The sequence below is a fragment of the Pseudarthrobacter enclensis genome (assembly GCF_001457025.1).
Classification (GTDB): Bacteria; Actinomycetota; Actinomycetes; order Actinomycetales; family Micrococcaceae; genus Arthrobacter; species Arthrobacter enclensis.
Genome location: NZ_KQ758599.1, coordinates 522,029 through 539,068, shown reverse-complemented (window position 1 = coordinate 539,068; position 17,040 = coordinate 522,029). Strand labels below are relative to the sequence as shown.

General features: G+C 65.2%; 21 protein-coding genes. 12 read left to right on the top strand and 9 right to left on the bottom strand.

Features of this window, described 5'->3' with window-relative positions; genetic code table 11:
• Nucleotides 1–4: 4 nt before the first annotated feature.
• The 11 genes from AS031_RS02495 to AS031_RS02450 all read left to right on the top strand — a co-directional run bounded on the left by AS031_RS02495 (nucleotide 5) and on the right by AS031_RS02450 (nucleotide 8,933).
• Nucleotides 5–877: a type II secretion system F family protein gene (locus AS031_RS02495; protein ID WP_058266537.1), complete on the top strand. Its 873-nt coding sequence runs from the start codon at nucleotides 5–7 to the stop codon at nucleotides 875–877.
• An 8-nt stretch (nucleotides 878–885) separates the two neighbouring features.
• Nucleotides 886–1,098, top strand: coding sequence for a Flp family type IVb pilin (locus AS031_RS19395; protein ID WP_074446906.1), 213 nt, complete (start codon nucleotides 886–888; stop codon nucleotides 1,096–1,098).
• Nucleotides 1,099–1,178: 80 nt separating this feature from the next.
• Nucleotides 1,179–1,574, top strand: coding sequence for a Flp family type IVb pilin (locus tag AS031_RS20110; RefSeq protein WP_228379548.1), 396 nt, complete (start codon nucleotides 1,179–1,181; stop codon nucleotides 1,572–1,574).
• A 91-nt stretch (nucleotides 1,575–1,665) separates the two neighbouring features.
• Entirely contained in the window at nucleotides 1,666–2,040 is a 375-nt protein-coding gene (locus AS031_RS02485) for a TadE/TadG family type IV pilus assembly protein (protein WP_058266952.1), read from the top strand.
• Entirely contained in the window at nucleotides 2,028–2,987 is a 960-nt protein-coding gene (locus tag AS031_RS02480; protein WP_058266535.1) for a pilus assembly protein TadG-related protein, read from the top strand. The genes AS031_RS02485 and AS031_RS02480 overlap by 13 nt, the downstream gene beginning before the upstream one ends.
• 22 nt (nucleotides 2,988–3,009) lie before the next feature.
• Complete coding sequence (gene cpaB / locus AS031_RS02475; RefSeq protein ID WP_058266534.1) at nucleotides 3,010–3,765, top strand: Flp pilus assembly protein CpaB; 756 nt, start codon at nucleotides 3,010–3,012, stop codon at nucleotides 3,763–3,765.
• The gene (locus AS031_RS02470; RefSeq protein WP_058266533.1) at nucleotides 3,762–4,955 is read left to right on the top strand and encodes a CpaE/TadZ family protein; all 1,194 of its coding nucleotides are present in this window, start codon (nucleotides 3,762–3,764) and stop codon (nucleotides 4,953–4,955) included. The genes cpaB and AS031_RS02470 overlap by 4 nt, the downstream gene beginning before the upstream one ends.
• Complete coding sequence (locus tag AS031_RS02465; protein WP_058266532.1) at nucleotides 4,955–6,463, top strand: TadA family conjugal transfer-associated ATPase; 1,509 nt, start codon at nucleotides 4,955–4,957, stop codon at nucleotides 6,461–6,463. The genes AS031_RS02470 and AS031_RS02465 overlap by 1 nt, the downstream gene beginning before the upstream one ends.
• The gene (locus AS031_RS02460; RefSeq protein WP_058266531.1) at nucleotides 6,463–7,395 is read left to right on the top strand and encodes a type II secretion system F family protein; all 933 of its coding nucleotides are present in this window, start codon (nucleotides 6,463–6,465) and stop codon (nucleotides 7,393–7,395) included. Before AS031_RS02465 ends, AS031_RS02460 begins: the two co-directional genes overlap by 1 nt.
• A gap of 6 nt (nucleotides 7,396–7,401) precedes the next feature.
• Nucleotides 7,402–8,286, top strand: a complete 885-nt coding sequence (locus tag AS031_RS02455) for a type II secretion system F family protein (protein WP_058266530.1) — start codon at nucleotides 7,402–7,404, stop codon at nucleotides 8,284–8,286.
• A gap of 248 nt (nucleotides 8,287–8,534) precedes the next feature.
• The gene (locus AS031_RS02450) at nucleotides 8,535–8,933 is read left to right on the top strand and encodes an Hpt domain-containing protein (RefSeq protein ID WP_228379547.1); all 399 of its coding nucleotides are present in this window, start codon (nucleotides 8,535–8,537) and stop codon (nucleotides 8,931–8,933) included.
• On the opposite strand, the gene AS031_RS02445 is transcribed toward AS031_RS02450, so the two are convergent.
• A complete protein-coding gene (locus AS031_RS02445; RefSeq protein ID WP_058266528.1) occupies nucleotides 8,930–9,745 on the bottom strand; it encodes a response regulator transcription factor in 816 nt (271 codons plus the stop codon). The genes AS031_RS02450 and AS031_RS02445 overlap by 4 nt on opposite strands.
• Nucleotides 9,746–9,998: 253 nt before the next feature.
• Between AS031_RS02445 and AS031_RS02440 the strand changes: the two genes are divergently transcribed.
• The gene (locus AS031_RS02440; protein ID WP_058266527.1) at nucleotides 9,999–11,672 is read left to right on the top strand and encodes a sensor histidine kinase; all 1,674 of its coding nucleotides are present in this window, start codon (nucleotides 9,999–10,001) and stop codon (nucleotides 11,670–11,672) included.
• A 13-nt stretch (nucleotides 11,673–11,685) separates the two neighbouring features.
• Here the strand turns inward: AS031_RS02440 and AS031_RS02435 are convergent, their stop codons facing one another.
• The 8 genes from AS031_RS02435 to AS031_RS02400 form a co-directional block, all read right to left on the bottom strand.
• The gene (locus tag AS031_RS02435) at nucleotides 11,686–12,576 is read right to left on the bottom strand and encodes a tRNA pseudouridine synthase A (RefSeq protein ID WP_058266526.1); all 891 of its coding nucleotides are present in this window, start codon (nucleotides 12,574–12,576) and stop codon (nucleotides 11,686–11,688) included.
• 32 nt (nucleotides 12,577–12,608) lie between these two features.
• Nucleotides 12,609–13,193: a 50S ribosomal protein L17 gene (gene rplQ, locus AS031_RS02430; protein ID WP_058266525.1), complete on the bottom strand. Its 585-nt coding sequence runs from the start codon at nucleotides 13,191–13,193 to the stop codon at nucleotides 12,609–12,611.
• Nucleotides 13,194–13,262: 69 nt separating this feature from the next.
• Nucleotides 13,263–14,273, bottom strand: coding sequence for a DNA-directed RNA polymerase subunit alpha (locus tag AS031_RS02425; protein ID WP_009358719.1), 1,011 nt, complete (start codon nucleotides 14,271–14,273; stop codon nucleotides 13,263–13,265).
• Nucleotides 14,274–14,403: 130 nt separating this feature from the next.
• Nucleotides 14,404–14,805 carry a 30S ribosomal protein S11 gene (gene rpsK, locus AS031_RS02420; protein WP_009358720.1) on the bottom strand — a complete coding sequence of 134 codons (402 nt, stop codon included), beginning with the start codon at nucleotides 14,803–14,805 and terminating at the stop codon, nucleotides 14,404–14,406.
• Nucleotides 14,806–14,859: 54 nt separating this feature from the next.
• Complete coding sequence (rpsM, locus tag AS031_RS02415) at nucleotides 14,860–15,234, bottom strand: 30S ribosomal protein S13 (RefSeq protein WP_003803743.1); 375 nt, start codon at nucleotides 15,232–15,234, stop codon at nucleotides 14,860–14,862.
• A gap of 185 nt (nucleotides 15,235–15,419) precedes the next feature.
• Nucleotides 15,420–15,533, bottom strand: coding sequence for a 50S ribosomal protein L36 (gene rpmJ / locus AS031_RS02410; protein ID WP_009358722.1), 114 nt, complete (start codon nucleotides 15,531–15,533; stop codon nucleotides 15,420–15,422).
• A gap of 68 nt (nucleotides 15,534–15,601) precedes the next feature.
• The gene (gene infA, locus AS031_RS02405) at nucleotides 15,602–15,823 is read right to left on the bottom strand and encodes a translation initiation factor IF-1 (RefSeq protein WP_009358723.1); all 222 of its coding nucleotides are present in this window, start codon (nucleotides 15,821–15,823) and stop codon (nucleotides 15,602–15,604) included.
• A gap of 167 nt (nucleotides 15,824–15,990) precedes the next feature.
• Nucleotides 15,991–16,995 carry a P1 family peptidase gene (locus AS031_RS02400; RefSeq protein WP_058266524.1) on the bottom strand — a complete coding sequence of 335 codons (1,005 nt, stop codon included), beginning with the start codon at nucleotides 16,993–16,995 and terminating at the stop codon, nucleotides 15,991–15,993.
• Nucleotides 16,996–17,040 lie beyond the last annotated feature (45 nt).

The following is a 17,040-nucleotide window of genomic DNA, read 5'->3' as shown; positions in this document are numbered from 1 at the left end:
CGACATGTCACCACTGGCTTTGGGAGCGATACTCGCAATTGTCGTCCCTATCACCTATCTGGTTTGGTCTGTCGTCGCGACCGACAGGGTTGCGATCCGCAATATCCAAGCAAATCTGGGGCAGCGGGCCAGGAACGCCGCCCCGCAAAACCTGTCAGCCGAGTTCTCGGCAATGGCACGAAAGATCACACCTGTGGGCTACGTTGCCTGGCTGGACAAGCAACTTGCGGCCATGGGAAGGCCAAAGGAGTGGCCGCTGGAGCGCCTTTTGGTGGTCAAGCCACTGCTGGCTCTCGGAGCAGGACTTCTCGGCCTGTTCTACTTTCTCGTGCATCCCGAACCTTTCCGGTTCGCCATCTTCCTGGGGGCTGCCGCCTTTGGATACTTCGCTCCGGACCTGCTTGTACGCAGTACCGCCGAGAAAAGAAGGGCGAGAATTCGCCAGGAACTGCCCAACACGCTTGACCAGATGCTGATCTCAGTCCAAGCAGGACTTGGCTTCGAGGCCGCCATGGCCCGCACTGCCCAGAATGGCAGCGGTCCGCTGGCCGACGAGATGACCCGGACGCTGCAGGACATGCAAGTAGGCCGTTCCAGGAAGGAGGCCTATCTGGCCATGTCCGACCGTGTTGACGTCCCTGACTTACGCTCATTCATCCGAGCGATCGTGCAGGCGGACGCCTACGGCATTGCCATCGCCAAGGTGTTAAAGATCCAGGCTCACGAGATGCGGCTGAAGCGGCGCCAAAGGGCTGAAGAGCACGCAATGAAGATCCCGGTAAAAATCCTGTTTCCTTTGATCTTCTTCATCTTCCCCACCCTGTTCATCATCCTGCTGGGTCCGGCAGTCATGAACATCATCGCGGCGTTTTCGTAGGAGGAACCATGGATACTCTCATTCGATTTGCTGTCTCCCTCGGACGTATGGCCGGCCGCGTCCGGAACGAAGAGCGGGGAGCGACCGCCACCGAGTACGGAATCTCCGTCGGCTTCATCGCCATAGTCATTGTCGCTGGAGTGGGCGCCTTGGGGCTCGCCCTGAACGATTCGTTCAATGACCTGACCACAGGGATCAAGACGGCCCTGGGCATTCCGTAGCCGCCAGACCACCCCAACCGCGCCCACGGCGCCCGAAAGACCGGACCCCCTCGGCACCCAGAACCGAGGGGGTCCTTTCTGTGCCCACCGATGAGGGAAACCCAGCTTCAGCCCAGTGGCAGCACAGCATCCGCGAAGGCAAAGTGCACCTCGTCAAGGCTTTGCGCAGGATGCTGCAAGATCCGGTCAAGCCGCCGATTCCCGTTGCTAACTTCGACTCAGCGCTGGTGAAGGGCCAGCCATCCGTCTCGCACAGGAGCCAACAAATGCTTTCTCTGTACACCAACCTCATGATTCGCCTGCGCAGCGAAGAGAAGGGTGCCACGGCCGTCGAATACGGCATCATGGTCGCCCTCATTGCCGTCGTCATCATCGTCGCCGTTTCACTTCTCGGCAACAACTTGCTGGGACTTTTCAACAACGTGGCGGGTAAGGTAACCGTTCCCACGGTGCCCCCCACTACTCCCGCCGGTTAGCCAGCACCTGTAGTTCGGTTCCGGACCCCATATCGGAACCGCATAACCCAACGCAGGGAACGAACCAGTCACCCAGGAGGAGGTGCAGCAGGTGTCGAACAATTCGGAACGCGGGGCAGCCGCCGTCGAATTCGCGATACTGTTGCCCCTCCTCCTGATGCTGGTGCTCGGGACCATCGAATTCGGCCGCGCGTACAACACCCAGATCACCCTTACCAATGCCGCACGCGACGGCGTCAGGGTGATGGCCATCAACAACGATCCCACGGGGGCCAGGACAGCTGTCAGGAACGCAGCCTCTTCCGTCAGCAGCACCATCCCCGACTCGAGCATCACCATCAGCCCCGCTGCCTGCACCACTGACAAACAGGTGACCATCACCATCAACTACAACCTTGCCACCATCACCGGCATCGCAGGACCGTTTCCGATGAAGGGCAAAGGGGTCATGCTGTGCGGCGGTTAGGCGCGGATGGCAGGGAAAGGGGCGCCGTCTCGGTCATCGTTGCCATTCTGCTGGTCACGCTCCTGGGCTTTGTCGCCATAGCCGTCGACGTCGGAAACATCCACTCCGAACACGCACAACTTCAAAGCGGCGCCGATTCGGCCGCCATCGCAGTGGCCCAGAAATGCGCCAAGGACACCTCCGCTGCCGACTGTTCGACGACGTCGGCACTTGCCGGGAGCCTCGCCAACCAGAACGCGCTGGACGGGATGAGCAAGGTCTACGGCATCCAGCTCGACAAGGCAGCCCGCACCGTCTCTGTCACCACCAGCGCCAAGGAACCGGGCGCACCCGAAAACTCCGTCTCCCTGTTTTTCGCCAGGGCACTCGGTATTCCCGGCAAGGAAGTCGGTGCACGGGCATCGGCCACGTGGGGAACCCCGTCCAAGGGCCCAGCCATCCTGCCGCTGGCCATTGCCCACTGCAAGCTGAACATTCCAGCGGGCGGCGCCCAAGGCGCCGAGCAAGTGCTGGAACAGTCGGTGAACGGATGCGGCGGTATCCCCGGGGGTTTCGGCTGGATGCAGACCACGTCGTCCAAGTGCGCCATCACTGCCACGGCGGGAGCGTCCAGCAACTCCGGGATTTGGTTCGCCAGCGACACGGGCGCCAGCGTTCCCTCCACCTGCACGGCCGCGGACTTCAGCCAGTTGAACAACCAGACCGTCCTCCTTCCGCTGTACGACCTGGCAACGGGGACAGGTTCCGGCGGCAAGTACTACATCAAGGGCTTCGCGGCGTTCCACGTCACCGGCTACCAGTTCGCAAGCATTGGCTGGACGTCCGGGGCAAAGGTCGCCAACAAAACCATCAGGGGGTACTTCGTGAAGTTCGTATCCCTGGCCCAAGGCTTTGAGCTGGGCAGCACACCCAACTACGGCGCCACCATCGCCCGCCTCACCCTCTGACCACGACACCACGGAGTAAAAAGTGAAGTCTCGCCTGCTCGCCGGAACGGCTGCCGTTGCCCTGGCGCTCGTGGGAGCCCTGATCATGCTCGTCTACGCCAACGGTGCGGACCAGAGGGCCATGGCAAGCACCAACCCGCGCAAGGTCCTCGTTGTAGAGAAGGCGATTCCTGCCGGAACCCCGGTCCACGACATGGCAGCCTCCCTGGTCATCCAGGACGTCCCGGCCACGGCCATCGCCGCCACGGCCGTCACCTCGCTGGACGGCAAGGCCGGCACCGTTGCCGCGGTGGACCTGGTGCCGGGAGAGCAACTTCTCGCCGAACGGCTCATCGCTCCGGAAGACGTCAAGGCCAAAAGCGGTGTGGAGATCCCGGCCGGGCTGCAGGAGGTCACCTTCGAACTGGAACCCAAGCGGGTGGTAGGTGGCCGCCTCGAAGCCGGCGACCACATCGGTATTGCGCTGAACTACAAAGAAGGCGCTGACAAGGGCAAAGTGGACGCCGAGACCAGCCAGCTGACGCTCCGCAAAGTCCTCGTCACGGCGGTCCAGCGCGCCCCCCAGTCGTCCGGTACCGAGAAACCCGCTGACGGCAGCAACCCCCAAGACACCACCCTCCCGCAGGGATCCTTCATGGTGACCGTCGCCGTCAACGACATCGACGCGAGCAAAATCATCTTCACCTCGATCAACGGGGAGCTCTGGCTCACCAAGGAACCCCTCGACGCCAAGGACAACGGCGGGTTCATCGCCAGGAAGGACACGGTGTACAAGTGAGCCGCTTCGTCCTCCTCTCCCCCAGCGGCGACTTCGACCAGAAGCTGCGCGCCGCCGTCGCCCACGGCCTCCGCGGCACCGTCCAGACCATCGCGAGTGACATCCTCCCGGCCGGCCCGGCGGAACTGTTCTCCCTCCTGAACCAGGAACAGCCTGAAGTCCTCATCATCGGCCCGGACGTGCCGTTCGAAGAGGCTTTGCGGTTCGCCAAGGTGTTCGACGTCCAGGTCCCCGGCCTCAGCCTGGTCCTGGTCAGCGATGTGGAGCCTGAGTTCCTGCTGCACGCCATGCGCGCCGGCATCCGCGACATCGTCAGTCCCCAGGCTGATCCCGCCGAGATCCGGGTGCTGCTGGAACGCGCCTGCCAGTCCTTCGCCACCCGCCACCGCGGCCCCGAGCCGCAGCAGGCCGGCAACGGCAAGGGCCTGGTGATCGGCGTTTTCTCGCCCAAGGGCGGCGTCGGCAAGACCACCCTGGCAACCAACATCGCCATCGGCCTGGGCCAGATCGCACCGATGGGCGTGGTGATCGTGGACCTGGACCTGCAGTTCGGGGACGTCGCCTCCGGCCTGTACCTCAACCCCGAACACACCGTCACGGACGCCGTCACCCCCGCCGCCGCCCAGGACCCGCTGGTCCTGAAGGCCTACCTCACGGTGCACCCCGCAGGCATCTATGCCCTCTGCGCCCCGCCGAACCCGGTGGACGCGGACCATATCACCCCGGACCAGGTCAGCCGGCTGCTGGAGCAACTGGCCCAGGAGTTCCAATACGTCGTCCTGGACACCGCGCCCGGCATGCCGGAGATCGGGATCGCCGCGATGGAACAGTGCACGGATGTTGTGTGGGTCAGCGCCATGGACATCCCCAGCATCCGCGGCCTCCGCTCCGGCCTGGAAGTCCTCCGCCAGCTCGACATCACGCCCGAATCCCGCCACGTCGTCCTGAACATGGCCGACGCCAAGGCAGGGCTGAACGTCCAGGACGTCGAATCGACCATCGGCGCCCCGGTGGATGTCAGCGTTCCCCGCTCCCGCGCCATCGCGCTCTCCACCAACCGCGGCATCCCCGTGCTGCAGGAATCCAGGAAAGACCCGGCCGTCAAGAGCCTCCGCCAGCTGGTGGAGCGGTTCAACCCCGCCTGGCGCGCGCAGGCCCAGCGCAAGCTTCACCGAAGGGTGGTCATCTGATGAAACTCTCCGAACGCATCAACGCCGTCCAGGCCCGCGGCCAGGCCGGCGCCGGTACGGCCGTCCTGGAACCGCCCGCCGCCGTCGAACCCGTCCCCGCAGCCAATCCGACGGCGGATGCGCACCTTCCCCCGCGCGCCGCCGTCGTGCATCCAGCGCACGACGCCGACCCGCAGCAGGTGCCCAAGGCACCGGGCGTGGATGTCTTCGCCGCCATGAAGCTTCGGGCGGCCAACGCCCTGTTCGAAAAGATGGGCACCCGGTTCAACGACGCGGCCGTCACCGAGCAGGAACTGCGGAGCACCGCCAAGGAGGAACTCACCCGCATCGTCGATGCCGAGCAGGTTCCGCTGACGCCGGAGGAACGCAGCCGCCTGGTCCGGGACGTGGCCGATGACGTGCTGGGCTACGGCCCGCTGCAGCGCCTCCTGGATGATCCCGCCGTCACCGAAATCATGGTCAACCGGATGGACCAGATCTACGTCGAACGCCGCGGCAAGCTCACCCTCACCGACTACCGGTTCAGCTCCGAAGACCACCTGCGCAAGGTCATTGAACGGATCGTGTCCCGGGTGGGCCGCAGGATCGACGAATCCTCGCCCCTGGTGGACGCCCGCCTGGAGGACGGCTCCCGCGTGAACGCGGTCATCCCGCCGCTGGCCGTGGGGGGTTCCTCACTGACCATCCGAAAGTTCAGCAAGACCCCTCTGACTGTCCGGAACCTGATCGACTTCGGCACCCTGACCCCGGAAATGGCTGAGCTCCTCAACGCCTGCGTCAAAGCCAAACTCAACATCATCGTCTCCGGCGGCACCGGCACCGGGAAGACGACACTGCTCAATGTCCTCTCCTCGTTCCTCCCGCATGACGAGCGGATCGTCACCATTGAGGACGCCGTGGAACTGCAGATCCAGCAGGACCACGTGGTCCGGCTGGAGAGCCGCCCGCCAAACACCGAGGGCAAGGGCGAAGTGACCATCCGTGAACTCCTCCGCAACTCCCTCCGCATGCGTCCGGACCGGATTGTGGTGGGCGAGGTCCGCGGCGGAGAGTCGCTGGACATGCTGCAGGCCATGAACACCGGCCACGACGGATCCCTTTCCACCGTGCACTCCAACTCCCCCCGCGACGCGGTGGCCCGCCTGGAAACCCTGGTGCTGATGGCCGGCATGGACCTGCCCCTGAGGGCCATCCGTGAGCAGATCGCCTCCGCCGTGAACCTGATAGTCCAGATCTCCCGGCTGCGCGACGGCTCCAGGCGCATCACCCACGTCACCGAAGTCCAGGGCATGGAAGGGGACATCGTCACCCTCCAGGACGCCTTCGTGTTCAACTACTCGGCCGGTGTGGACGCGCAGGGCCGCTTCCTGGGCAGGCCCGTGGCCACGGGGATCCGCCCCCGGTTCATCGACCGCTTCGAGGACCTGGGCATCCACGTGTCCCCCGCCGTGTTCGCCTCACCGCTGGGCGGCGCCGCGCCGCAGGCAACCCACCAGGGGCGGCACTGATGATCCTCGCCATAGGAGCGGCCATCCTGCTGGCTGCCGTTTGCCTCCTGGGTGTGGCCGTGCTCCTGCCCAGTGCGCCCACGGTCCCCCTGGACCGCCGCCGTCCGTTCGAGCCGGAACCGCCGTCCTCCCTGTCACGGTTCGCGCTGTCCGCCGTCCGCTCCTTCGAACGGCTCCTGGCCGGCCGGAACATCACGCTGTTCTCCCGCCCGCAGCTTGAGAACGCGGGCCTCAAACTGACCCAGGCGGAGTTCGTCCTGCTGGTGGGCATCGGCGCCGGCGTCGGCATGCTGGTGGGGACGGTAACGGTCAACCCTCTGGTGGGTCTGCTCCTGGCCGCCCTTGCACCCTTCATGGGAAAGCTGGTCCTCGGGTTCCTGGCCGGGAAGCGCCGGGCGGCCTTCGACGGGCAGCTCGGCGACACCCTGCAGCTGCTCTCCGGCGGCCTGCGCGCCGGGCACAGCATCCTGCGTGCCATCGACGCCGCGGCCGCCGAGTCCCAAAAACCGACGTCGGAGGAAATGCGCCGGGTGATCACCGAAACCAGCCTGGGCAGGGACCTCCTCGCGGCCCTGAATGACACGGCTGACCGGATGAAGAACGAGGATTTCGTCTGGATCTCCCAGGCCATCCAGATCAACCGGGAAGTAGGCGGCAACCTGGCCGACGTCCTGGACCAGGTCAATGAGACCATCCGCGAGCGCGCAGAGATCAAAGGCCACATCAAGGCCCTCGCGGCGGAAGGAAAATTCTCCGCGTACATCCTGATCGCCATGCCGTTCGGCATTGTGGCGATGCTCTTGGCCGTAAGCCCCACGTACATGAACTCGATGTTCACCCATCCCCTGGGCTGGTTGATGATCGGTGCTTCCTTTGTCCTCATGACCATCGGCGCGCTGTGGATGCGCAAGATCATCGACCTGAAGTTCTGAAGCCCCATGAACCTGACAATGCTCCTTGCCATCGTGCTGGTCTGCGTACCGGTGGGCGCCATCGCCTGGTCCGCCCTGACTGCGGACCGGCAAGGCCGTACTGCCGTCGCCAACCTCCTGGCACGCGGCGCCGCACCTGCCGCTGCTCCAGCCGGGTACCGGCCCGGGCTCCTGGAAGCCGTGGGGAAGCGTCTCACTCCTCCCACCTACGTGGCCTTCCTGGACCGCCTGCTGGCGCTGGCAGGGCGGCCGGCGTCGATGCCGCTGGGCAAAGTCCTCGGGTCCAAGCTGGCCATCGGACTGGCTGGGGCGGGCGCGGGCATCTACCTGACGGCGATCGGCAGCACCCCGCTCATGAAGCTGGCCGGTCTGTTTGTCCTGGCCCTAGGCTACTTCATCCCGGACCTGCTCCTGTACAGCAAGGGGCTGGAGCGGCAGAAAACCATGCAGCTGGAACTGGCCAACACCCTGGACCAGATGCTCATCTCCGTGGAGGCCGGCCTCGGCTTCGAGGGTGCCATGGCCCGGGCCGGCGACAACGGCAAGGGACCCCTGGCGGAGGAACTGGTGCGGACCCTGCAGGACATGCAGGTGGGCCGCAGCCGGCGTGAGTCCTACACTGCGCTGGCGGCCCGGACCAACATTCCCGAATTGCGCAGCTTTGTGCAGGCGGTGGTGCAGGCCGACACCTACGGCATTGCGATCAGCCGGGTACTGCGCGTGCAGGCCAAGGTGATGCGGGTCAAAAGGCGCCAGCGCGCCGAGGAAAAGGCCATGAAGCTGCCGGTGATGATCCTTTTCCCGTTGCTTTTCTTCATCTTTCCGGTCCTTTTCATCGCGATCCTGGGCCCTGCTGTCATCAATACGATCGTCACTTTCAGCGGGCAGTAGCTATCCGGCACGCAGCTGAAGGATGGCGCAAGGTTTACACAGGATCACCTGAAATAGGACAACGAAAGAATTCCAGGAAGTAGCCTTGAACAATGCACAGTCAAGATTCCGGCTCGAGCGCAGGGGGCCCGGCACCGGGTCATCCGGCCGTCGGGATCACTCCGGACGCGGCATATGCCGGCGGGGTCGCGGCCCCGGCCGGCAGGCCTGCGGGACCGCCGGCTACGCAGCACGAGGCGGTGGGGCTGTTGCCTCTTGTTGATGCCGCAGTGCTTGAGGAACTGGAAGAGGAGCTTGCCGGGACGGGCCTCGCCCAGCGCTTCGCCCGGGATTACGCCGCCATGTGGGACCAGCGCTACACGCGGCTGGCCGCCGCAGTGGAAGAGCACGACGGCGACTCCGCCCTTGACGCCGCCATCAGCCTGAAGATCAGTTCAGCCATGGTGGGCGGCACCCGGCTGGCCAGGCTCGCGGAACTGCTCGAAGCCATGATCCGCCGGGGTGACTTCGCGCAGGCGCAAGAGCTGATGCGGCAGGTGGCCCGGGAGGGCGGCCTGACCATCACGGAACTCCGAAGCAGCTACATTTTTGACACCGGCCGGGGACCTGCCGGGCAGGGCCCGGCCACCCAGGGCCCGGCAAACTAGGCGCCAGCGGACCGCCGCGCCGGAGCCAGCCGGTATCCCACGCCCCGGACCGTCTGCAGCCACCTTGGTGACAGCTGGTCCTCCTTGAGCTTGCGCCGGAGATTGCCCACGTGGACCTCGACGGCCCGCTCGTCCGCTTCACTGATGTAGGTGTCCTGGCCGTAGAAGTCCCCCCGGACGGCACGGACCAGGTCCGGGCGGGTGCAAACCGCGCCGCCGCCTTTGAGGAGCACATGGAGAAGGTCGAACTCGCTGCGGGTCAGCGCCAGCGGCTCGCCGTCCACCTCCACCGTGCGGGTTCGGTGGTTCAATACGAGTCCGTTGTGGTGCAGCACGCCAAGCTCGTGCGGGTGCCCTGCGTCATCGTTCCGGGGCAGGACCGGCCCGGAACCCGCTGAGACCCGGGCTGCCGCAGCCATGCCGGGGTCTCCTGCCTCATGCCGGGGCCTGCGCATCATCGCGGACACCCTGGCCCGCAGTTCCCTGGGCCGGAACGGTTTGGCGATGTAGTCGTCCGCGCCCGCGTTCAGGGCGGACAGCAGGTCCGGTTCCTCTGTCCTGCCGGTCAGCATCACCACGTACGCGTTGCTGAAGTGCCGGATCCGCCGGAGCACCTCGAAGCCGTCAATGTCCGGCAATCCAATGTCCAGGGTGACCACGCTGGCCTGCTTGCTGCGGACCACCTCGACCCCGGCACGCCCGTCGTTCGCCGTATGCACCTCAAAGCCCGCCTGGCTGAGGACCCCCTCCAGAAGGTTCCTCACGTCGGCGTCGTCTTCAATTACTACGGCCACACCAAGTTCGTCGTCCATAACTGCCCCTGAGCCAGGCGGAAATGGCCCCCCATTGGCCCAGCGCCAATGCCACACCCGCTCCAACCATTTATACGCTACAAGTAAGCGTGCCTGATGACTTCTTTTTCAATAGTCGTATCTGAAAGTCAATTATTATGACAAGAGGTGTGCAATAGTGGGAAAGGACGTGGGCAAACAGTGGCTGGAAGAAATACGGCGCAGGCGGCTGCCCTGTCCCGCAGCCTGATCCAGAGGAGTCCGGGCATCGTTTATGGCTGATTCCCTCTTCCAGCGCGGACCTGCGCGCTTCTTCCGGGGATTGGGGACCCGTTCACAGGTGGCACTGTGCCAACTGCCGCTGACTCTGCTGGTGGCAGTCCTGGCTGCCGCCACACCATTTGCCTGGCCCACGTTGCTGCACAGCCCGCCGTACCTGGCAGGAATCGTCCTGCACGCGGTCCTCTTCCTGGCCTGCTTCCTGGTCCCGTGGGAGCGTTTGGAGCACCGCCCGTACCTGCTGATCCCCGTACTGGACTTTGCCGCGATCGGGCTGCTCCGCAACGGCGCGGCGCCCCTCCTGCCGGGGCTCGCGGTCCTGGTGGTCTTCCCGGTGATCTGGCTGTCCGCCTCCGGGATGCTGGCCCGCAGCAGCCTGGTGCTCAGCTTTGTCGGCCCGCTGTTCATCATGCTCCCCTCCGCTGCGGGACGGTTCCCGCACCTGACAGCGGCGGACGTGACCACGGTTTTCCTGTTTCCCCTGATGATGCTGGCCGTGTCCCTGGCCATCCGGTTTGCCAGCGTCAACCTCCGCGTGCAGCAGCGCGAACTGGCCCGCAAGGACACGGAACTGCGGAGCCTGCTGCGCCAGAGCCGGGAACGGGAAAGGCTGCTGCAGACGGTGCTGGACGCCACGGACGTCGGAATTGCCGCCGTCGACCGTTCCGGGCATTTCCTGGTGTCCAACAGCCGGCAACGAAACTTCCGCCGCGCCACGGGCGCGGACGATGCCCTCCCCGGGCAGGGCAACCAGCTGATCTTCGGGCAGGACAGGACCACCCTGCTCCCGCCGGACCGGCGACCCATCAGCCGGGCCATGGCCGGCGAATCCTTCTCCGACTACCTGGTCTGGGCCGGGGAAGGCCCGGAACAACGGGCGGTGTCCACAGCGGCACGGCCGCTTCGCAGCGAGGACGGGCGCCTCACCGGCGCCGTGGTGGTGTACAGCGACGTCACCGGCTGGGTGGAGGCACTGGCGGCCCACCAGGAACTGGTGTCCAACGTGTCCCACGAATTCAAATCCCCGCTGAATTCCATCATCGGCAACATCGACCTGGTGCTGGACGACGTCGCTGCCCTGCCGCCGCACGCCACGCAACGGCTGGAGGTGGTGCAGCGCAACTCGGAACGCCTGTTGGCCCTGGTATCCGATCTTTCCGCCACCGCGTCCGCGGCCCTGAACGTCCACCCCAAACGGACGGACCTCGCCAGCCTGGTGGAAACCAGCCTCGGGTCGGCCCAGGCACTGGCGGGCCAGGCAAACATCGAACTGGCGGCGGAAGTGCCCTCGCCGCTCTGGGCCTACGCGGATCCGCTGCGCATCGGCCAGGCGCTGGACAACCTGGTATCCAACGCCATCAAATACTCCCCGGGCGGCGGCAGGGTCACCGTCCGCGCCCTCCCCGGCAACCGGTGGGTGCAGTTGAGCGTCACCGATACCGGCATGGGCATGAGCGAGGCTGAGTCCTCCCGCGTCTTCCAGCGGTTCTTCCGCACCGACGCCGCGCGCAGTGCCTCGATTGCCGGCGCGGGGCTGGGCCTGTCCATCACCCGGATGATCGTCGAAGGGCACGGCGGGACCATCACCTGCGAAAGCGCTAAGGGGCGGGGAAGCACCTTTACCCTTACCCTGCCGGCCGACGGGCCGCCGTCGTCATTCCAGGTTTAGGCCGCCCCCGCAACTACTCGCGGACGGCCCTGGTCTGTTCCGCCCGTGCCGGCAGTTCACCGTCGGACGGGTAGGCCACCTCTTCCAGGACCAGCGGATGCGGGGCGGCCAGGACCGACTTGGCGTCACGTTTCTGCGCGAGCAGGCGCTCGTGCAGCCACCCCGGCTCGACGGTCCCTTCCCCCACGTACAGGGCGGAGCCGATGAGGGCACGGACCATGTTGTGGCAGAATGCGTCGGCCTGCACGGTGGACACGATAGCGCCATCCTCGGCACGGCGGAACTCGAAGCGCTGCAGCTCGCGGATGGTGGTGGCTCCTTCACGCGGCTTGCAAAAGGACAGAAAGTTCTGCAGGCCAAGCAGCCGCGCCGCCCCCTGGTTCAACAGGTCAACGTCCAACGGGTTCTTGTGCCAGAGGGTGAAATGGCGCTCCAGCGGATCCCACAGTGCCGGGCCGTCCGCGATCCGGTAGCTGTAGCGCCGCCAAAGCGCCGAGAAGCGCGCGTCGAAGCCCTCCGGAGCCACGGCGGCGCGGTGGATTTCCACCGCACCGGGAATGCCCTCCAGGACGCGGTTCAGGGCGCCGCGGAGCCTGCGCAGCATGGCGACGGCGGGATCCACCTCGTGCCCGCGCGCCATTCCCAGCCACTCGGCGTCGGCGAGGTCCAGGTGCACCACCTGGCCGCGGGCGTGCACGCCCGCGTCGGTCCGTCCGGCCACAGTGACGCGCACGGGGCGGCGGACCAGGAGTTCAAGGGCTTCCTCCAGGGCTCCCTGTACCGTCCGCAGGCCCGGTTGGACGGCCCACCCGCTGAACGGGCCGCCGTCGTACGAAAGATCAAGCCGGATACGCAAAAACCCGCCGCCCCCTGGAACGGGGGCCGCGGGTTTTTGGTGGTTCACAGACCTAAGTCTATGCGAAGGGAGTCAGCGAATTACTTCGCGTCCTTCTCCTCGGCTGCGGGAGCTTCGGCAGCTTCCTCAGCGTCAGCAGAAACTTCAGCAGCCTCTTCGGTTGCAGCTTCCTCAGCGGCAGGTGCCTCTTCGGTTGCAGCGGCTTCTTCAGCGGCCGGAGCCTCTTCGGCGGGAGCTTCCTCGGCGGCCGGAGCAGCCTTGGCGGCAGCCTGGGTAGCCTCGGCTACCACGGCCTGCTTGGCGGAAACCGGCTCAAGGACCAGTTCGATGACAGCCATGGGAGCGTTGTCGCCCTTGCGGTTGCCGATCTTGGTGATGCGGGTGTAGCCGCCTTCGCGGTTCTCCACAGCCTGGGCGATGTCGGTGAACAGCTCGTGGACGATGCCCTTGTTGCTGATCAGGCCGAGAACGCGGCGGCGGGACGCGAGGTCACCGCGCTTGGCGAAGGTCACCAGGCGCTCTGCGTAAGGCTTCAGGCGCTTGGCCTTGGTCACCGTGGTGGTGATCCGCTTGTGCTCGAACAGGGATGAGGCCAGGTTCGCGAGCATGAGACGCTCGTGAGCCGGACCGCCGCCGAGGCGCGGACCCTTAGTGGGGGTAGGCATAATTGTTTCTCCTCATGTGGAAGCCGGGGGCGGCACACCATGGTGCAGCCCGGCCGGCCAAGGTCTGGTTTAGAGTTCGTCGTCGCCGAAGGCGGCGTCGTCCTCTTCGATTGCTGCGGCGCGTGCTGCGAGGTCAAAACCGGGAGGCGAGTCCTTCAGGGACAGGCCCAGTTCAACCAGCTTTGCCTTGACCTCGTCAATGGACTTGGCACCGAAGTTGCGGATGTCCATCAGGTCAGCCTCGGAGCGTGCAACGAGTTCACCCACGGTGTGGATGCCCTCACGCTTGAGGCAGTTGTAGGAACGGACGGTGAGGTCCAGATCCTCGATCGGCAGTGCCATGTCGGCTGCCAGGGCAGCGTCGGTGGGCGACGGGCCGATCTCGATACCTTCAGCTGCGGTGTTCAGCTCACGGGCCAGACCGAACAGTTCCACCAGGGTGGTGCCTGCGGAAGCGACGGCATCGCGCGGGGCGATGGCCTGCTTGGTCTCGACGTCGACAATCAGCTTGTCGAAGTCGGTGCGCTGCTCAACACGGGTTGCTTCCACGCGGAAAGTAACCTTTAGCACCGGCGAGTAGATGGAGTCGACCGGGATACGGCCGATCTCTGCGTCGCCGGACTTGTTCTGAGCTGCCGAAACGTAGCCGCGGCCGCGCTCGATGGTCAGTTCGAGTTCGAACTTACCCTTCGAGTTCAGCGTGGCGATGTGCAGATCCGGGTTGTGGAATTCGACGCCGGCCGGCGGAGCGATGTCCGCGGCGGTGACGACTCCGGGGCCCTGCTTGCGCAGGTAGGCCACCACGGGCTCGTCGTGCTCGGAGGAAACCGACAGGTTCTTGATGTTCAGGATGATCTCGGTGACATCTTCCTTGACACCCGGAACCGTGGTGAACTCGTGCAGCACGCCATCGATCCGGATGCTGGTAACAGCGGCACCGGGGATGGAGGAGAGCAGGGTACGGCGGAGGGAGTTACCGAGGGTGTAGCCGAAGCCCGGTTCCAGCGGTTCGATGACGAACCGCGAACGGTTTTCGGAGACTACCTCTTCGGAGAGGGTGGGGCGCTGTGCAATGAGCACTTAGGTTTCCTTTCGGCGAGCATCCGCTATATGACGCAACACAGGTGGTGGAAATTCGGTCTGAAGACTTAACGCGCGGGGGCTTGCCCGGACCATTGCTGGTCCAGGCAAGCTCTGCGGCGGAAAGTCCTTAGACGCGGCGGCGCTTCGGCGGGCGGCAGCCGTTGTGCGCTGCGGGGGTGACGTCCTGGATGGAGCCAACCTCGAGGCCTGCGGCCTGCAGCGAACGGATCGCGGTCTCGCGTCCGGAGCCCGGTCCCTTGACGAAAACGTCTACCTTGCGCATGCCGTGCTCCTGCGCACGCTTTGCGGCGGCTTCGGCAGCCATCTGGGCAGCGAACGGGGTGGACTTACGCGAGCCCTTGAAGCCAACCTCTCCGGAGGAAGCCCAGGAAATAACGGCACCGGTCGGGTCCGTGATGGACACGATGGTGTTGTTAAAGGTGCTCTTGATGTGCGCCTGGCCCAGCGCGATATTCTTCTTGTCCTTCTTACGCGGCTTGCGGACGGCGCCACGGGTCTTTGGGGGCATTTCTTCTCCTACAGAAAGTTATTGGGGAAAGCTCCGTTAATCCCGGCGGGGATTTTAACGGGCCTTCTTCTTGCCGGCGACGGTACGCTTCGGGCCCTTGCGGGTACGGGCGTTGGTCTTCGTACGCTGACCGCGTACGGGCAGGCCCTTGCGGTGGCGCAGGCCTTCGTAGCTGCCGATTTCAACCTTGCGGCGGATATCTGCTGCCACTTCGCGGCGAAGGTCACCCTCAACCTTGTAGTTGCCTTCAATGTAGTCACGCAGCTCAACCAGCTGGGCGTCAGTCAGGTCCTTGACGCGGACGTCAGCGCTGATGCCAGTGGCGGCCAGGGTTTCGTGTGCACGGGTCTTGCCCACGCCGTAGATGTAAGTAAGCGCAATTTCCAGCCGCTTTTCGCGGGGAATGTCTACGCCAGCGAGACGAGCCATAGTGGCGGTACTCCTTGAATAAACCGGAGGTCGTAGGCAGTACACCCGCACGTTCCGTACGGCCCCAGCCTCCGACCGGGGGTTAGCTGTCCGGACTCGTTAGAGCTCAATGTTCCAGATCAGCTTGTGCTGCCTTTATTTACTTGCGTGGGTTAGCAACCCAGGGTTTCCTTCAGGGAAGGAAATTAGCCCTGGCGCTGCTTGTGGCGCGGGTTCTCGCAGATCACCATGACCCGGCCGTTACGGCGGATCACTTTGCACTTTTCGCAGATCTGCTTGACGCTCGGCTTGACCTTCATGGCATTCCTTTGCGTGTGGCAGTGGTCAACTGGAGCAGCATCAGCTCGCGCTGAAGCCGCCCAGCAATTTACTTGTAGCGGTAGACGATACGACCACGGGTGAGGTCGTACGGGCTCAGCTCCACCACTACGCGGTCCTCCGGGAGGATCCTGATGTAGTGCTGACGCATCTTTCCAGAGATGTGTGCCAGAACGATGTGCTTGTTGGTGAGCTCAACGCGAAACATCGCGTTAGGCAGCGCCTCGGTCACAACGCCTTCGATCTCAATGACCCCGTCCTTCTTGGCCATACCCTCCGCTAACTGTTGTTGCCGCAGCCCCGCCGGATTGCACCGGGCATGGCCACGAACGTTTTTGTTGGATCGATTGCCTTCAGCGGGCCCAAAAGGGCGCGGCAGTCCAGACAACCAACAAGCAACACTACGCCATTTGGCAGCGAAAGTTAAATCCAGCCATGCTAGCGCATCTGCCCGCCGTACGCACCATAGTCGCCGGCCGGAGTGCTGACCGGCCCGGCGCTGGCCACGCCGTCCAGGATGGCCAGGCGCACGACGTCGGCTGCCGCACTTTGCAGCGTGATGAGGCCCAGTTGCCGCGCGGCTTCGTCCGAACGGTCGAGAGCCACAGTCCCCGTTGCGAGGCAGAAGACGGTGTCCCCATCGGCGAGCGTATGGCTCGGATTCAGTGCCCGGGCAATCCCGGCATGGGAAGCGGAGGCCGTCCTTTTGCACTCAGCCACGTCGAGAACGGCGTTGGTGGCCACGACGACAAGCGTGGTGTTGAGCGGCTCGCCGTGGCTGGCTTCCGACCCACCAGCCGAAGCCCTCGGCGCGCTCGCTCGTTCCTCGCTTAGACGCACGCTGCCGGGCTCCGCCAGCTGGGCCGTCGTGCCAAGCGGGAGTCCGAGTGCGTTGACGATGGCCAGCGCTCCGACCACCACCCCGTTGTCCAGCGTGACCGAGGCGGTGCCGACGCCGCCTTTGAACTGTCCCCTGCCGATGAGCGCTCCGGTGCCGGCGCCCACGTTGCCGCGGCCGACGGCGTGCCCGTCCTTCTCCGCCGCAGCGGCGGCCGTTGCCGCGTAGCCCATGTCCGGCGTCGGGCGCTTGGAAAAGTCACCGCCCCTGCCCAGGTCGAAGATCGCGGCGGCCGGAATAATGGGGACCACTCCCCCGGGAACAGAGAATCCGCGGCCGTTTTCCTCGCACCATCGCTGCGCCCCGGCCGCGGACGCCAGGCCGAAGGCGCTGCCGCCCGCCAGCACCACGGCGTCCACCTGGCGCACGAGCGTGGTGGGATCCAAAGCATCTGTTTCATGGGTGGCAGGACCGCCGCCCTGGACGTCCACCGAGCCCACCGTTCCGGGCGGGGGCAGGACCACCGTCACCCCGGTGAGCCAGCCGTCGCCTGTTTCCTGGACATGGCCCACCCGGATGCCGGGGACGTCGGTGATGCTTCCCATCCCCCTATTGTCCCCTCTGTTGGCGCGCCCCTGCCGCAATGGCGA